At 71.7% G+C, this 16,573-nt stretch carries 12 protein-coding genes; 5 read left to right on the forward strand and 7 right to left on the reverse strand.

Annotation, left to right across the window (positions count from 1 at the left end):
- Positions 1–52: 52 nt before the first annotated feature.
- Positions 53–3,007: a glycine--tRNA ligase gene (locus ACQ0O7_RS23170; RefSeq protein ID WP_430784273.1), complete on the reverse strand. Its 2,955-nt coding sequence runs from the start codon at positions 3,005–3,007 to the stop codon at positions 53–55.
- A 44-nt stretch (positions 3,008–3,051) separates the two neighbouring features.
- Here ACQ0O7_RS23170 and ACQ0O7_RS23175 point away from each other — a divergent pair, with 44 nt between their 5' ends.
- Positions 3,052–4,194, forward strand: a complete 1,143-nt coding sequence (locus ACQ0O7_RS23175) for an acyl-CoA dehydrogenase family protein (RefSeq protein WP_430784274.1) — start codon at positions 3,052–3,054, stop codon at positions 4,192–4,194.
- Positions 4,195–4,240: 46 nt separating this feature from the next.
- Here ACQ0O7_RS23175 and ACQ0O7_RS23180 read toward each other — a convergent pair whose 3' ends face one another.
- Positions 4,241–5,038, reverse strand: a complete 798-nt coding sequence (locus tag ACQ0O7_RS23180; protein ID WP_430784275.1) for a hypothetical protein — start codon at positions 5,036–5,038, stop codon at positions 4,241–4,243.
- A gap of 99 nt (positions 5,039–5,137) precedes the next feature.
- Complete coding sequence (locus tag ACQ0O7_RS23185; RefSeq protein ID WP_430784276.1) at positions 5,138–6,664, reverse strand: diguanylate cyclase domain-containing protein; 1,527 nt, start codon at positions 6,662–6,664, stop codon at positions 5,138–5,140.
- An 87-nt stretch (positions 6,665–6,751) separates the two neighbouring features.
- Between ACQ0O7_RS23185 and ACQ0O7_RS23190 the strand changes: the two genes are divergently transcribed.
- A complete protein-coding gene (locus ACQ0O7_RS23190) occupies positions 6,752–7,429 on the forward strand; it encodes an HAD family hydrolase (protein ID WP_430784278.1) in 678 nt (225 codons plus the stop codon).
- Positions 7,430–7,461: 32 nt separating this feature from the next.
- Here ACQ0O7_RS23190 and ACQ0O7_RS23195 read toward each other — a convergent pair whose 3' ends face one another.
- Both ACQ0O7_RS23195 and ACQ0O7_RS23200 read right to left on the reverse strand, forming a co-directional pair.
- Positions 7,462–8,409, reverse strand: coding sequence for a hypothetical protein (locus ACQ0O7_RS23195; RefSeq protein ID WP_430784279.1), 948 nt, complete (start codon positions 8,407–8,409; stop codon positions 7,462–7,464).
- A 9-nt stretch (positions 8,410–8,418) separates the two neighbouring features.
- A complete protein-coding gene (locus tag ACQ0O7_RS23200; RefSeq protein WP_430784462.1) occupies positions 8,419–9,048 on the reverse strand; it encodes an RNA polymerase sigma factor in 630 nt (209 codons plus the stop codon).
- A gap of 222 nt (positions 9,049–9,270) precedes the next feature.
- Here ACQ0O7_RS23200 and ACQ0O7_RS23205 point away from each other — a divergent pair, with 222 nt between their 5' ends.
- Complete coding sequence (locus tag ACQ0O7_RS23205) at positions 9,271–11,031, forward strand: glycoside hydrolase family 6 protein (protein ID WP_430784280.1); 1,761 nt, start codon at positions 9,271–9,273, stop codon at positions 11,029–11,031.
- 116 nt (positions 11,032–11,147) lie between these two features.
- Here the strand turns inward: ACQ0O7_RS23205 and ACQ0O7_RS23210 are convergent, their stop codons facing one another.
- On the reverse strand, positions 11,148–11,762 hold the full coding sequence (locus tag ACQ0O7_RS23210) for a DUF3455 domain-containing protein (protein WP_430784281.1): 615 nt from the start codon (positions 11,760–11,762) through the stop codon (positions 11,148–11,150).
- 322 nt (positions 11,763–12,084) lie between these two features.
- The gene (locus ACQ0O7_RS23215) at positions 12,085–12,885 is read right to left on the reverse strand and encodes a hypothetical protein (protein ID WP_430784282.1); all 801 of its coding nucleotides are present in this window, start codon (positions 12,883–12,885) and stop codon (positions 12,085–12,087) included.
- A 381-nt stretch (positions 12,886–13,266) separates the two neighbouring features.
- On the opposite strand from ACQ0O7_RS23215, the gene ACQ0O7_RS23220 reads away from it, so the two are divergent.
- On the forward strand, positions 13,267–15,075 hold the full coding sequence (locus ACQ0O7_RS23220; RefSeq protein WP_430784283.1) for a translation initiation factor III: 1,809 nt from the start codon (positions 13,267–13,269) through the stop codon (positions 15,073–15,075).
- A 15-nt stretch (positions 15,076–15,090) separates the two neighbouring features.
- Positions 15,091–16,566 (forward strand): NADH-ubiquinone oxidoreductase-F iron-sulfur binding region domain-containing protein, encoded by a 1,476-nt coding sequence (locus ACQ0O7_RS23225; protein WP_430784284.1) that lies wholly within the window; start codon positions 15,091–15,093, stop codon positions 16,564–16,566.
- Positions 16,567–16,573 lie beyond the last annotated feature (7 nt).

Genomic DNA, 16,573 nt, shown 5'->3' on the forward strand with positions numbered 1-16,573 from the left:
AACCCTAGAACCGGGGTACGACATGAAGTGCGAGCCGCGGGGATCTCACGGATCAGAGCCGCAGGTGATCCCAGTCGAGCAGGCCGTCGCCCAGATCACGGACGGTGGCGAGCAGTCCCAACCGGGCGGCCCGCAGTTGCGGGTCGTCGGCCATCACGAACACCTCGTCGAAGAACGTTCCGACCGGTCCGACCAGCCCCTGGGTGGCGGCCACGAAGGACGTCACGTCGGAGAAGGCGGGCACCGCGGTGACCGCCTCGTGCAGGGCGAGTTCGGCCGGCTCCTTGAGGACCGCGGGGTCGTATCCGGCCACGGTTCCGGCCGGGACGATCCGCCGGGCCCGCTGCACGGCTGCCGCCACGGCGAGGAAGCCGGGGTCGGCGACCGCGGAGGTGAGCTGTCCGAGCAGGACGTCGGCGAGGGCGGGGCGGTCGGCGTGGAGCAGCACCGCCCGTACCCGGTCGATGGGTTGTCCTTCTTCGGTGAGCACCTGCTCCAGGCGTTTGGCGAGGAAGTCCCGGGCGGCCGCGAGCACCTCGGCGGAGACCGGCACCGGCTGGGCGGCGGCGGCCGTTTCGAGACCCTCGGTGAGGGTGAACCCGGCCAGCGCGGGGGTGGAGCGGTGCACGGCGAGCAGGCCGAGGACGGCCCGGCGTACCGCGAAGGGGTCGCTCGATCCGGTGGGCAGGCCGACCGTGGCGGCCAGGCCGGCGACCAGGTCGAGCCGGTCGGCCAGGGACAGCAGGGCGCCGGGGACGGTGGCCGGGAGCACGTCGCCGGTGTTGCGGGGGAGTTCGGCCTCGTAGACGGCCTGGGCCACGGCCCGGTCCTCGCCGGCGTGCAGGGCGTAGTCGCGCGCCATGATCCCGGCGAGGCTGGTCATCTCGGTCACCAGCTGCGAGCCGAGGTCGAATTTGAGCAGCTCAGCGGCTCTTTCTAGAACAGGTGAACCAATTTCCAGGCCCGCCGCGATGGAGAGGGCAAGGGCCGAGATCCTCCCGGCCCGGTCGGCCATCGAGCCGAGCCGGTCGGTGAAGGTGAGGCGGTTGAGATGGGTTTTCATCTCCGTGATGGGGGTCGCGAGGTCGGCGCGGTAGAAGAACGCCGCGTCCTCGTAGCGGGCGCGCAGCACCGCCTCGTTGCCGGAGCGCACGAGTTCGACGTCGACCGGCCCGTTCGCCACGGTGACGAACATCGGCAGGAGTGCCCCGTTCTCGTCCCGGACCGGGAGGTAACGCTGGTGTTTGCGCATCACCGTGGTGAGCACCGCGTCGGGCAGCGACAGGTAGCTCTCGTCGAAGGTGCCGAGCAGCGGCAGCGGCTGTTCGACGAGGTCGGTGATCTGGTCGATGAGCGCGGCCTCGCCCTTGACGTCGATCTTCCCGTCGGGGTAGACGAGGTCTTGCGCGCCGATGACGATCAGTTCGCGGCGGTCCTCGTGGTCGGCGACGATCCCGTTGACGCCGAGCGTTTCGAGGAAGGTCTCGGCCGAGTCGATGTCGGCGTGCGGGGGCACGGCGGTGCGCAGCAGGCGGGTGCGGCGCCCGGCGGCCAGGGTGGAGACCGCGACCGGCACCACGTCGTCGCCCCAGAGGGCGGTCAGCCAGCGGACCGGCCGGCTGAAGGAGAGTTTCGGGTCGTTCCAGCGCATGTTCTTGGCGGCCCGCAGGCCGGTGACGACCTGCGCGAGCACGGCGGCGAGCACGGTGGGTGCCGCGCGACCGGGTTCGTGTTTCTTCACCACGATTGCCGGTACGCCGTTGATCTCCTCGATCTCGACGTCCGCGATCGTCATCGCCTGGCCGCGGAGGAAGCCCTCGAGGGCCTTGGTCGGGGCGCCGTCCGGGCCGTAAGCGGCCTGCCGTTTCGGGCCTTTGACGGTGCGCACGTGGTCGTCCTCGCGGGCGGCGACGGCCGCGACCACGGCGATCAGCCGGCGCGGGGTGCCGAAGACGCGGATCTCGCCGTGCCCCAGCCGGGTGCCGGCGAGCCCTTCGGTGAGGAGCCGTTTCACCTGGTCGCGGGCGGAGCGCAGCTCGCTGGGCGGCAGTTCCTCGGTGCCGATCTCGAAGACCAGGGTGCGTTCGCCGTCGGCGGTCTGCACGGAGGCGGCGGGCCGGGCGGCGTCCGGCGGGGTGATGGTGCCCAGCGGCAGGCCCTGTTCGGTGCGGCGGTCCACCCAGAGTCTGGCGACCTCGCCGGCGAGCCGCCGCATCCGGGCGAACTCGGCGGCCCGGTCGGCGGTGGAGACGGCGCCCCGGGAGTCGAGCACGTTGAAGGCCTGCGAGCATTTGAGCACGAAGGAGTGGGCCGGCACCGGCAGGCCCGCGTCGATCATGCGTTGTGCCTCACCGGCGTAGAGCTCCAGCAGGCGGCGGTTGGCGTCGATGTCGGCGTCGTCGAGGTAGTAGCGCGACATCTCGTATTCGGACTGGCCGAAGACCTCGCCGTAACTGACGCCCGGGGCGTACTCGATCTCCTTGAAGTGGGTCTTCTCCTGGAGCGCCATGATGATGCGCTCGATGCCGTAAGTGATCTCCACGCTGACCGGGTCGAGGTTGAGCCCGCCGGCCTGCTGGAAGTAGGTGAACTGGGTGATCTCCAGCCCGTCCAGCCAGACCTCCCAGCCCAGGCCCCAGGCGCCGAGTGCGGGGGAGGCCCAGTTGTCCTCGACGAACCGGACGTCGTGCGCGGCCACGTCGATGCCGAGGGCGGCCAGGCTGCCGAGGTAGAGCTCCTGCGGGTGGCCCGGGTCGGGTTTGAGGATCACCTGGAGCTGGGTGTGGGTCTGGAGCCGGTTCGGGTTCTCGCCGTAACGGGAGTCGTCGGGCCGCACCGACGGTTCGGGGTAGACGACGTGCCACGGTTCCGGGCCGAGCACGCGCAGGAACGTCGCGGGGTTGAGCGTCCCGGCACCGACCTCGGTGTTCATCGGCTGGACGACCAGACACCCCTGTTCCGTCCAGTACGTGGTCAACCGGGCCAGTGCGTCCTGCATGGTGAGCATGGGTCCGAAGTCTAGGTCCGACCTCTCGGGGGTAGGTACGCAATATGCTCGCCGGAGACCTTTACGCCTTTCAGGACCTCCTAACGGATGAGGAGAGCGCCACCGTCAGCCGGGTGCGCGAGTTCCTCGCCGCGGAGGTGACGCCGATCGCCAACGACTACTGGGCGCGGGCCGAGTTCCCGTCGCACCTGATCAAGAGGTTCGCCGGGCTGGGCCTGGCCGGGGAGAAACGCTCCTCGCTGCTGGACGGCTGGCTGGCCCTGGAGATGGGGCACGCGGACGCGTCGATGGCCACGTTCTACGGGGTGCACGCCGGTCTGGCGATGGGCAGCATCCAGGAGTGCGGTTCGCCGGAGCAGCAGGAGCGCTGGCTGCCGTCGATGGCGTCGTTCGACCGGGTCGGGGCGTTCGCGCTGACCGAGCCGACCGGCGGCTCCGATGTGGCGGCCGGCCTGCGCACCACGGCGCGGCGGGAGGGCGACACCTGGGTGCTGGACGGGCGGAAACGCTGGATCGGCAACGCCACCTTCGCCGACCTGATCGTGGTCTGGGCCCGTGATGAGCAGGACGGGCAGGTCAAGGGGTTCGTGGTGCCCGGGGACGCCCCGGGGTTCACGGCCACGAAGATCGAGCACAAGATCGCGCTGCGGATCGTGCAGAACGCCGACATCGAGCTGACCGGGGTGCGGGTGCCGGAGGCCGACCGGCTGCAGGGGGCGCACTCGTTCAAGGACACCGCCCGGGTGCTCCAGCAGACCCGGGCGGGGGTGGCGTGGCAGTCGGTCGGTGTGATGATCGCCGCCTACGAGATCGCCCTGAAGTACGCCGGGGAGCGTGAGCAGTTCGGCCGGCCGATCGCCAAGTTCCAGCTGGTGCAGGACCTGCTGGTGCGGATGGTCGGCAATGTGACCGGGGCCCTGGGCATGTGTGTGCGGCTGGCTCAGCTCCAGGATCGCGGCGTGTACAAGGACGAGCATTCGGCGCTGGCCAAGGCCTACTGCACGACCCGGATGCGGGAGGTGGTGGGCTGGGCGCGGGAGCTGCTGGCCGGGAACGGGATCGTGCTCGACTACGACATCGGCCGGTTCGTGGCCGACGCGGAGGCGCTCTACTCCTACGAGGGCACCCGCGAGATCAACTCGCTGATCGTGGGCCGGGCGATCACCGGGCACGGGGCGTTCGTCTGAGGGCGGCGGCCGGCTCGCGCGGCGGCGGGCCGGCCGGGTGGTGCGGTCAGAGGTATTCCTTGCGGGTCGACTTCTGGGAGGCCGTGAAGGACAGGTTGCACGAGGTCAGCTCGCCGTCCGGGGCCGGGGCGCTGGTCCACTCGAAGTAGAAGTGGCCCTTGGTGATGCCCGGTTTCAGGTCGAACTCGGCCGGGCCCTCACCGTTCGGGAAGTCCCGCCAGCCGGGGGCGCCGGGGCGGTGGACGTTCTTCGGGTCGCTGGTGAATCCGATCCGCCCGCCCGACCTGGGCTGCAGGCACTCGCGGGACAGGGTGACCCGGATCGGCCCGGGGCCGACGAACTGTTCCGGCCCGACCGCCCGGCACGAGGGCAGGCAGGACAGTTTGCTCGCCGTCCACGAGTAGAGCATCTGGTCGGCCCGGCGATTCTGGTAGACGGCCAGGAAGTCGGCGGCGGTGGCCGTGGCCGGGGTGCCGCGGTGCCGGTACTCGGCGACGTAATCGCCGGTGGCGGTGGCCCGGGTCACCCACCGGAACGTGCCGGAGCTGTTGCTGGTGGTGGATCCCACGTGCGTCCGGGGGCCTTTCTGCCCCTTGACGAAGTAGAAGTCGACCCGGCCGTCGTTGCCGCCGGCCCGGTCGAGGAATCCGGCGGTGCCGCTGAGCACGACCGGGGAGCCCACGGCGGTCTCGTCCGGGGAGGCCGCGAATTCGATGGCCGCCTCCGGGGCCGGCCCGGAGTCCGCCCGTGCCGGGGTGCTGCCGGCCGGGACGGCGACCGGGGCCGTGCCGGTCAGGACGGCGGCGAGTGCGGCACCGGCCGTGAGCATGCGGGCTCTGCGCACCGTATCCTCCCCATGAGGGTAGTTTCGTGATCTTTCATCCGAAAACTACCAGGGAGAGATGCGCCTTTTGTGCCGAATACCGGGTTGACGCCGGGTGGGTCAGCTGCCGGCCAGCCGGACCCCACCCCCACCGCGCTTCGCCTGATACATGTACGCGTCCGCCTCCCGGATCAGCGTCGTCACCTCGGTACCGTGCTGGGGGAACAGCGCGACCCCGATGCTGGCGCCGATGCGTACCGGCTCACCCTCGATGTCGAACGGCTCCCGCAGCCGCTCGCAGATCCGCTCCCCGACGGCGACCGCGTCCCGCGCACCCTGATCACAGGTCAGCAGCACCGAGAACTCGTCACCACCGAGCCGGGCCACCAGATCCGGACGCCGCACCACACCCAGCAGCCGCTTGGCGACCAGTTGCAGCAGCACATCGCCGGCATGGTGCCCGACGGTGTCGTTGACCTGCTTGAACCCGTTCAGGTCGAGCAGCAGCAGCGCCACCCCGGTGCCGGTGGACGCGGCGATCTCCACCGCGGTCTCGGCCCGGTCCAGCAGCATCTTGCGGTTCGGCAGGCCGGTCAGCGAGTCGTGGAACGCCTGCCGGGTCAGCTCGTTCATGTGCACCTCGGCGGCCTGCCGCATCCGGGCGCTGTCCATGATCAGGGTGCCCTCGACGGCGAGCTGCTTCGCCAGGCTGCGGTCCTGGGCGGTCCAGTCGCGGGTGCCGCTGGAGTCGCCGCACATCACGATGCCGACCGGCCCCTGCGCGGACATCAGCGGCATCGCGATGAACGACTGGAACCCGATCGACTGGATGAGCCCCCCGGCCCGCACCTTCGTGGTGCCGGCGTCCGAGACCAGCAGCGGCTCGCCCTTCTCGGCGGCGTTGCGCCACACCGGGGAGTCGGCTGCGGCCTGGCCGATCAGCGTGCCGGTGACCGCGTGCAGCGTCTCGGTGGGGAAGCCGACCCCGTGCACGTACCGGATCCGCCCCTCCTGGTCGATCAGGTGCATCGCGGCGTGCTCGGTCCGGAACGCGGTCGCACACGACCGGGCCAGCAGCTCGGCCGCCGCCTCCACGTTCCCGGCGGTCATCCCCTGCTCGAACATCTCCCGGATGGTGTCGCTGCTGTGCGCCACGAACTGCCGCTGCTTCTCCGCCGCCAGCCCCTGCAGGGTGGTCGCGAAGTGCAGGGCCATCGTCGAGATGGTGTCGAGCTGGAGCTCCTCCAGGCCGGGGCCGGTGAGCAGCAGCACGCCGACGGTCTGCCCGCCGATGCGCAGGCGGATCGCCATCTGCTCGCCGTTGACCACCGGCTTGCCACCGGCCGGCGCCCGGAACACCTTGCCCGCCACCAGCTGGTCACGGCGGCCCGGCTCACCGACCCGGGCGGACACCGTCATCATGCCGGTCTCCGAATCCAGCTCGAAGACCGTCGCGGCGGTCAGCCCGGCGATCTCCCGCAGATGCGGCGCGGTCAGGTCGAGGACATGCTGCACCGAGGGGGTGTCCTTGGTCATGAACGCCACCAGCTCGGCCAGCATCAGCCCCTGCCGGTCCGGTGTCATGCCCTCGCCGCCGGCCCCCTCCACCAGGGGACCGGCGGTGTGCATCTCGCTGCCCACGCTCATGGCAGTAGGGTCGGCACCGCCAGGCCGCTCTTGAGTCACCGCACACGTGCCGCGGGTCGCAAAACGGTAGCGGTTCATAATCGGCGGATGGTGTGCAAAGCGCTCATCTTCGACTTCGACGGCCTGCTGATGGACACCGAGACCACCCTGCTGGACAGTTGGCGCTGGCTGTGGCGGCGGCACGGGCTCACCCTCGACGAGACCCGGTTCTTCGCCGATCACGGCGGCGACATCACCGAGGACCGCTACGCCGAACTGTCCGCGGCGGCCGGGCCCGCCTTCGACCGTGCGGCCGACCACGAGAGGCGTCTCGCGTACCGCAAGCGGGCGCACGAGACGCTGGGCCTGACCGCCGGCGTCTCCACCTGGCTGGCCCAGGCCGAGGCGGCCGGCCTGCGGCTCGCGGTGGCCAGCAGCTCCGCCCGGTTCTGGGTCGCCGGCAACCTGGACCGGACCGGCGACCTGGCCCGCTTCGAGGTCCTGGCCTGCGGCGACGAGGTCACCGGGCACAAACCGGACCCCGCGGTCTACCGGCTCGCCCTGGACCGTCTCGGCCTGCCACCGGAGGCGGCGGTGGCCTTCGAGGACACCCCGCACGGCGTTTCGGCAGCGGTCGCCGCGGGGTTGCGGTGTGTCGCGATCCCCAACGGGTACGTGGAACCCTCCCGCTTCCAGCACGCCACCCTGGTCCTCCCGACAGCCGCCGCGATGCCCCTGGCCGACGTGCTGGCCCGGGTGGGGGAGGCGGCCGGCCCACCCGGTTGAGGGGTGCGCCGGGGTTCCGCCTCATGCCCGGATCAGGGTGCCCACGCCTCGGCCGGATGGCAGCCCGCGGCCGCCGGGTCCTCCCCAGCGTGCGGAGCGTCCCCCGCCTCCGGCGTGATCACCGGCCGGTCCGGGGCGGACGGATCGGTGCCGTCTCGCCGGGCCGGCGCCGGGTGCACGACCACACCGTCCGGGTCGATCCAGCACTCGAACCGGGACCGGGCCGGCTCGAAGAACGGCTGCCGCCAGATCTCCGTGCCATCGCCGGCGTAGGCGACGAGCGCGGCGCCCGGGCCCACCCCAGCCGTGCTGAGCAGACCGAACGTGCCACCGGACAGTCGCGCCCCGGAGACCTCGCCGTCACCGTGCTCCACCACCAGGCGCTGGACCCGCGCACTGATCCGGCCGGTCGCGGTGACCACCCCGCCGTCGGCTTCCTCCGAGGTGCGCAGCAGCACCTGGACCGGCCCCGGCAGCCAGCCGCGCGTCCCGTCCCATCGTTCGACCGAGATGCCACCGCTCGGCTCGTCACCCGGCATGATCCCGGCGCCGGTGCGCTGGCAGGCCAGATAGCCCTCGCCGGTGAGGAAGACCGCGGTGGCCCGCCCGCCGTGCTCCACAGCCACCGCCATGTCGGCGCCCCCGACCGGGAACTTCGGCCCGTTCGCGAACATCGCCCCGTCCGGATACCCGTTCAGGCAGTCCTCGACGGTCGAGGACAGCGCGGGGGTGAGTTCCCCCGGTCCCATGGCGATGGTGGCCGCCGGCCGCTCCCGCGTCAGTGGCACGGCGACGGCCCCCGCCACCGCACAGGCCACCAGCCCGGCGACGGCGATCCGGCCGTGCCGGGCCGGCCGGGTGGCCGGGGCCCGCCGGGTGGCCGGGCCGGCGTCGCGCTCCCGGCGCAGGCGGCCGCGCATCCGGGCGGCCGATCCCGGCGGAAGGTCGCGTTCGGCCGGTGGTTCCAGATTCACGATCATTTCTTCTCCTCAGAGCGCGGGCCGAGAGACGCGGACCGGGGCGTCTGGATCGGTCGGGGTGGATGAGCCGGGCGGAGGGTGGGAGCCGTCAGCCGGTGGTCCGGTGGCGGAGTCCGCTCCGGTGGGGACGAGGCGGGCCAGGCGGGACCGGGCGCGGCTGACCCGGCTGCGGACCGTCGACTCGGCCAGGCCCAGGGCCGCGGCGGCCTCCGGGTAGCCGAGGCCGGACCACAGGCAGAGGGCGACCGCCTCGCGTTCGGCCCGGGGGAGGCGGTGGATCGCGGCGAGGACGGTACGCATCCGGCGTTCGTCGTCGACGCGGCCGGCCACCTCGTCGGCGGGATCGGTCTCCGGCTCTCCGGCGGGGGAGCGGAGCAGGCGGGTTCGCCAGCGGGCCAGGGTGCGTTGTTCGGTGCGGGCCTGGTGGGTGGCGGTCACCAGCAACCACGGCAACGGGGAACCGTCCACCACCCGGATCGCGTCGCGGCGCCGCCAGGCGGTCAGGAAGGTCGCCTGGGTCACGTCCTCGGCGACCGTCCACGAGCCGGTGAGCCGGAACGCGTGGTTGTAGACCGCCCGGGAGTGCCTGTCGAACATCTCGTCGAAGTCGAGTTCCGCGGCGCCGGCCGGAGGTTCCATAGTCACGCCCCACTATCGCCGCGAACCGCCCGGCTGTTGCGCCATGAACTCTCAGTTGCCTTGCTGTTTCGGAATGATTGCGCTGGGAGCGCTCCCATGCGAAGCTGTCCACATCGGCCAACGATCCCCACCGATGTGTCGGCCGATGCACCCGGCGTGCTCCCTACGCCGGACCGTTCCCCGGCGTGCTCCCACGCCGTCCCCGTCTCGAGGAGCCCTCTTATGAGACCCATCCCCACCCGCGCCAGGGCGTTCACCGCTGCTGCCGCCGTCGGTGTCGTCGCCGCCTCCGGTGCCGTCGCCGTCGCGACCAGCGCCAGCGCCGCGGCCGGCTGTCGTGTCGACTACTCGGTCAACCAGTGGAACAGCGGTTTCACCGGCAACGTCACGGTCACCAACCTCGGTGACGCGATCTCCGGCGGCTGGCGCCTGACCTGGGCCTGGCCCAGCGGCCAGACCGTCACCCAGGCCTGGAGCGCCACGGTCACCCAGTCCGGGGCGAACGTGACCGCCACCAACCCGTCGTGGGCGGGCAACCTGGCCACCAACGGCACCGCCAACTTCGGCTTCAACGGCAACCACTCGGGTACGAACACCGCCCCCACCTCGTTCTCCCTGAACGGCGTGGTGTGCAACGGCTCGACCGGCGGCTCGCCGTCGCCGAGCACCAGCACCTCCCCGAGCACCAGCACCAGCCCGTCGCCGAGCACCAGCAACCCGCCGCCCGGCAACAAGGTCGACAACCCGTACGCCAACGCCCGGGGTTATGTGAACCCGGAGTGGAAGGCCAAGGCCGAGTCGGTGGCCGGTGGCAGCCGGGTGTCGAACAACCCGACCGCCGTCTGGATCGACCGGACCGCCGCGATCGAGGGCACCGAGGACAGCAGCTCGAACGGTTCGATGGGTGTGCGTGACCACCTGGACGCGGCTCTGGCGCAGGGCGCCGGCTACATCCAGTTCGTCATCTACAACCTGCCGGGCCGGGACTGTGCCGCCCTCGCCTCCAACGGTGAGCTGGGCCCGAACGACCTGCCGACGTACAAGACCTCGTACATCGACCCGATCGCCGCGATCCAGGCCGACCCGAAGTACAAGGCCCTGCGCATCATCAACATCGTCGAGATCGACTCGCTGCCGAACCTGGTCACCAACGTGGCCGGTCAGCCGGGCGCCACGGCGATGTGCGACACGATGAAGGCGAACGGCGGCTACGTCCAGGGCATCGGCTACGCCCTGCAGAAGCTGGGCGCGATCGGCAACGTCTACAACTACGTGGACGCCGCCCACCACGGCTGGATCGGCTGGGACTCGAACTTCGGCCCGACCGCCGACATCATGCTGGAGGCCGCGCGTGCCTCGGGCAACGTGAAGAACGTGCACGGCTTCATCACCAACACGGCGAACTACTCGGCGCTTCGCGAGACCTTCTTCACCGTGGGTACGAACGTCAACGGCACCTCGGTCCGCCAGTCCAAGTGGGTCGACTGGAACCAGTACGTGGACGAGCTGAGCTTCGCCCAGGCGTTCCGCACCAAGCTGGTCTCGATCGGCTTCGACGCGGGCATCGGCATGCTGATCGACACCTCCCGTAACGGCTGGGGCGGCTCGGCCCGGCCGACCGCGGCGAGCAGCAGCACCAACGTCGACACCTTCGTCAACGAGTCCCGCATCGACCGCCGGATCCACGCCGGCAACTGGTGCAACCAGGCCGGCGCCGGCCTGGGCGAGCGTCCCACCGCGGCCCCGGCCGCCGGTATCGACGCCTACGTCTGGGTGAAGCCGCCGGGTGAGTCGGACGGCTCCAGCACCCTCATCCCGAACGACGAGGGCAAGGGCTTCGACCGGATGTGCGACCCGACCTACACCGGTAACGCCCGTAACGGCAACAGCATGTCGGGTGCGCTGTCCGGCGCCCCGATCTCCGGGGCCTGGTTCCCGGCTCAGTTCGCGCAGCTGATGGCGAACGCCTACCCGGCGCTCTGATCGACAGCACCACCAGCTTCACCGCTCCGACGAATGAAACCGCCGGCCGGCACCCGAGGGTGCCGGCCGGCGGCCGTCGCCGGTGGACAGGGCCGGTGGCCGCGGTGCGGAAGGCGTCAGGACCCGGCGGTGAAGAAGCGGTAGACCGCCCGGTACGGCACGGACTTCGTCGCCGATCCGGTGCACGCCCCGGACGCCACCCCACCGACCGTGTCGAGCCGCTGGATGTAGGTCACCGCGCCGAACAGCCCGCCACCGCGCGCGGTCTTCGCGGTGATCCGCAGCTGCGGGATGCTGTCCCGGTGCGCGGACGGGGCCCGGACCACCGAGGCCGGGTCGCCTTCGAGCAGTGAGCCGTCCCGGTCCGACTGCCAGCTGGGCCCCCGGAAGTGCAGGGCGGTCACCTTCTTCACCGGGTGCATGGTCACCCCGGTCAGGTACGCGGCCGGTTCGAGCAGGGTCCAGGCGGCGCTGCGGCACTCGTACACCTGAACGCCCTTGGCTTTGAGAACGGCGTGCAGGGTGTGCCCGGCGGGCGGCTCGAGGCCGGCGGGCACGGGCTGCCCGGCGCTGTAGTTGGCCGCCTGGGTGGTGGGCGGCGGCCCGGCGGTCACCGGGTCCGGCTCGGTCCCGGCGAACGAGACGCCGGCGGGCACGGCGACCGCGGCCAGGGCGAGGGTGCCGGCGACGGCGGCGATGAGATGGCGTGGGAGCTTCGGGCGGTCGGTCACAGAGCTCTCCCCTATGGACGATGACGCTGCGGCCCTCACGCTAACCGCAGCGGTATCCGGGGTGGCTCGTTGTGACGGGAATTCACCCGCAGACGGGACGCAATGGTGACCGCGCCCGGAGAGGAAAGTCGCCGGAATGATCGATGGAATACCGCCGCCGAATTGATTCTGTCAATTATGCGACCGGCCGGGCCGGCACACGAATACCCGGTCAGTGGGTATCCGCGTGCCCTTGTCGTGGTCGTTCGGGCCCCGCAACGCGGTGCCGGCCCGGTCGGGATCAATGGAGCAGAACGCCGGTGAATGCGGTGCGGGAAAGCTCCTATCGGGACCGGGGCATCGAGTAGAAACCGGTCGGTGTCGTCTGTTCGGCGATCACCGCCTGCCGGGTCCGGGTGCGCAGCCGCAGCAGGATCATCACGCCGAGGAAGACGCAGATCCCGCCGGCGACCAGGCCCGGCCCGAGCAGTGACGTCTCGTTGGCGATCAGGGCGGCGTCGGTCTCCTCGGTCTGCGCGGCCAGCGGAGGGCGGGTCTCCTCGGCGTCCGCCTCGACCGGCGCGGCCTCCTCGGTCTCCTCCTCGTCCGGTTCCGGCTCCCGGGTGGGCGTCGGCGACGGCTCGGCCTCCCGGCCGCCCTCGACCGGGGTGATCGCGCCGCCGGCCGACAGCAGGGTGTTGCGCTCGTCGAAGGCCTGCACCTCGAACCGCACGTCGCCGCCGTCCGGTCCGCCGAACGCCACCTGCCAGCGCCCGGTCACCGTCCGGCCCCGGCAGGAGGTGCCCGGGTCCAGCTCGTTGTCGACGAACGTGGTGGTGTTGCCCTGGGTCTCGTTCGTGGTGGCGAACGGCCCGGTCTCCTCGACCCGGACCACCCGGGCCTGGCCGGGATCGATCCGGGTGCGCATCAGGAGCACGAAGCGCACCTTGCGGCACCGCCGGTTCTCCGAGGTGACCACCGCCGTCACGGTCCCGGCGTCGCCGCCGGCCCGGAACTCGCCGGGTGTGCTCACCCGGACGCTGAAACCCCGCTCGTCAGCTGAGGCCGGTGCCGCGAACGGCACGGCACTCGATACGGCGCCGGCGACGACTGCGCCGCAGAGCGCGGTGATCCGGTGTCGCATGACGATCCCCCTTCCCAGGGCAGCTCGTTGCATTCGTCTGCACTACTTAATTCGCCTGTCGCGGGCGAATGGTTCAGACGGTGTCCTGGGTCACTCGGACCGGCATCCTTATTTTTGCCTTAAGCGAGCAACCTTTCCCGAGTCTGCGCAGCTCAAGGGGCCTGCGCGGAGGGTAGTCGACCGACTACGCAAAAAGTTCGGATGCTGTTCATCCGAACCCGGGCCCGGCACGTAATCCGGGGAGGACACGGGCCACGGCACGCAGGGGAACCATCGCCGGGGACCGGGTCCAGCGCCGAGCTTGAGCGCGGGGCGTCCCCCACGGACGCCGGCGTCCCACCGCCCACGGGACGTGACCGCACCAAGGAAAACGAGGAGTCCATGGCCCGCTCGAAGAACAACAAGGCAGCCCCCACCCGGGCGGCGGTCGAGGTCGGATCTACCGGCGTGCGCAAGGCGTCCAGAACCGATGTGATCCTGCTCGTCCTGAGCCTGGTGATCGCGGTCTGGGCCGTTGCGGTGATGACCGTTCCGGGAAAGATCGCGTACTACTACCTTTTTGAGTACCTCAAGTTCTACATGGGCGTCGTCGCCCTGGTGTCGCTGTCCATCACCATCATGATCGGACTGGTCGCCACCGACCGCCTGGTGCTCAGCATCCGTCAGCGCGTCCTGCTGCAGTCGGCCCACCGCACCACCGGTGTGATCGCCGTCGGCGGTCTCTTCGTCCACGTGTGGACGAAGTTCATCGACGGTCAGATCGGTGTGATCGACATCGTCATCCCGTTCCTGGTGGACGGGGTCGAGGGGCGTGCCGCCTTCGTCGGCATGGGCACCATCTCCGCCTGGGTCATGGTGCTGGTCATGTGGTCCGGCCTGGCTCGCTCCCGGTTCATCGGCCGCGGCAAGCCGTGGATGTGGCGTGGCATCCACGCGATCTCCTACCTGATCTGGCCGATCGCCCTGATGCACGGCCTCGGCGCCGGCCGCGCCGCCGCCACCTGGGTCATCGTCGCGTACGTCGTCTGCGTCGTCGGCGTCCTGGTCGGCCTGGCCGTCCGCCTCTCGGTCAGCCTCAACCGCAAGAAGGACTTCGCCTCGCCGGCCGGCGTCGGTGCGGTCAAGAACGAGACCGGCACCCTGGTCCCCACCGCCAGCGCGCCGATCCGCCGGCCGTCCGCCCGTCGCGCCGAACCCCCGGTCGACCTGCTCGCCCCGGCCGGCGGCGCCCCGCAGCCGGCCGCCAACCCGGCCTGGAACGGTGGCACCCAGCAGGCCGCCGGCCCGGCCTGGAACACCGGCGCCCAGCCGGCCGCCCAGCCCACCCAGGCCTGGAGCATGGACACCCCGCCGCCGGTCCGCCCGGTCAGCCCCGCCCCGGCCGCCGCCCCGGCCGAGGACGAGCGCCGCCGGCAGCCCGAACTGGAGGCGCCCGCGCCCCGCCAGCGCCGGGCCGTCGAGGACGACGAGCGCTACGACACCCAGACCCGGATGTCGCGCCGGGACGCCGAGGACGACCGGTACCGGTACGACGACGAGCCGGCCCCGCGTTCCCGGGGTGGCCGCGCGCAGGAGATGTACGAGGACGCTCCGCGTGGCCGCCGGTTCGAGGACGACGAGCCGGCCCCGCGCTCGCGCCGCCGCGACGACCTGGAGTCGACGAGCACCCGGATGCGCCGCGACGATCTCGAGTCGCCCAGCGGCCGGATGCGCCGCGACGACCTGGAGTCGCCCAGCGGCCGGATGCGCCGCGACGATCTCGAATCGACGAGCACCCGGATGCGCCGCGACGACCTGGAGTCGACGAGCACCCGGATGCGCCGGTTCGAGGACGACGAGCCGGCCCCGCGCTCGCGCCGCCGGGACCCGGAGCCGGAGTACGACGAGCGTCCCCGGAGCCGTCGCCGTGCCGACGACGACTACGACGACGCCCCGGCGCCGCGCGGTGCCCGGCCGGCCCGCTACGAGGAGCAGCAGCCCCGGTACGACGAGCCCCGCTACGACGAGGCGCCCCGCCGCCCGAGCCGCAGCGAGTTCGTCGACTTCACCGAGGGCGACGACAGCCCGACCCTGGTCGACTCCGGTTCGCGGCGGTCCCGCCGGGCCGAACCGCAGGACGGTGGCCGTGGTGGCCGCCGTGGCCGGGACGACAGCGACGACGGCTACTTCTCGCAGCTGCGCGGTGAGTGACATGAAGGATGAGAAGTGAGCGAGGCACAGGTTCCACCGGTCACGGCGATCGGCACGCCACGGATCACGGCGGGCTTCGACGAGTACGGCCGCCTCGATCTGCTGGCCCACCAGGAGGTGCACGGCGGGTTCGCCGCGCTGTCCTCCGGTGAGCTGATCGGTCTCGCCGACCGCATCGAACTGCGCGGCCGGGGCGGCGCCGGATTCCCGTTCGCCCGCAAGGTCCGCGCGGTGGTCGACTCCTGCCGCCGGCAGGAGCTGCCGCCGGTGATCGTGGTGAACGCCACCGAGGGCGAACCGCCGTCATGGAAGGACAAGGCCGTCCTCACCCGCGGCCCGCACCTGATCCTGGACGGCGCGGCGCTGGCCGCCGCCGCCCTGGACGCCGAGGAGATCGTCATCGGCGTCGCCGACGACGGGGTCGGCCAGGAGTCGCTGGCCGCGGCGCTGGCCGAGCGGAAGATGCCCTGCCCGACCCGGATCGTGGTGGTGCCGCACCGGTTCATCTCCGGTGAGGGCGGCGCGCTGGTCCGCGGCATCAACGGCGAGGCGCACATCCCGCCCGGCCGCAAGGTCCGGTCCAGCGACAACGGCGTGATGGGCCTGCCCACCCTGCTGTCCAACGCGGAGACCTACTCGCAGCTGGCCATCGCGGCCCGGCTCGGGCCGTGGGAGTACAACGCGGTCGGCATCCCCGAGGAGCCCGGCACGGTGATGCTCACCGTCGGCGGCTCGGCGACCGCCCCCGCCGTGGTCGAGGCGCCCAGCGGCACCTCGCTCATGGAGGTGCTGGAGATGTGCGGCGCCGACATCGGCCCCGGCCTGCTGGTCGGCGGCTACCACGGCAAGTGGGTCAGCGCCGAGCAGGCCAAGACGATCCAGATCTCCCGTAAGGGGTTCGCCAAGGTCGGCGGCACCCTGGGCGCCGGCATGCTGATCCCGATCGGCTCGAAGACCTGCCCGATCGGCGAGGTGGCCCAGGTGGTGCAGTACCTCGCCGGTGAGTCGGCCGGTCAGTGCGGCCCGTGCCGCATCGGCCTGCCCGACCTGGCCCGCGCGGTCACCCTGGTCGCCCTCGGCGGCAACGCGGTCAAGGAGGTCCGGCAGGCGGCCGGCCTGGTCAAGGGCCGCGGCGCGTGCAGCCACCCGGACGGCACCGGCCGGTTCGCGCTGTCCGCGCTGGAGGTGTTCAAGGCCGACGTCGAGGCGCACGCCAACGGCGAGGGCTGCGGCAAGTCGGTCCGGGGCATCCTGCCGCTGCCGTACACCGCCGAGAAGGGCGCCCGGAAACTGGCCCTGGACTGGTCCCGCTGCGACGGGCACGGCCTGTGCTCCGCGGTGGCCCCGGAGATCATCCGGCTGGACCACAACGGGTTCCCGGCGTTCCCGCAGACGCCCCTGCCGCCGTGGCTCGAGGACGGCGCTCGCAAGGCGGTCAACGTGTGCCCGGCTCTGGCCCTGCGCCTGACCGAGCCCACCCCGGCGAAATGACGAGATG

The organism is Actinoplanes sp. G11-F43 (assembly GCF_050589265.1).
Classification (GTDB): domain Bacteria; phylum Actinomycetota; class Actinomycetes; order Mycobacteriales; family Micromonosporaceae; genus Actinoplanes.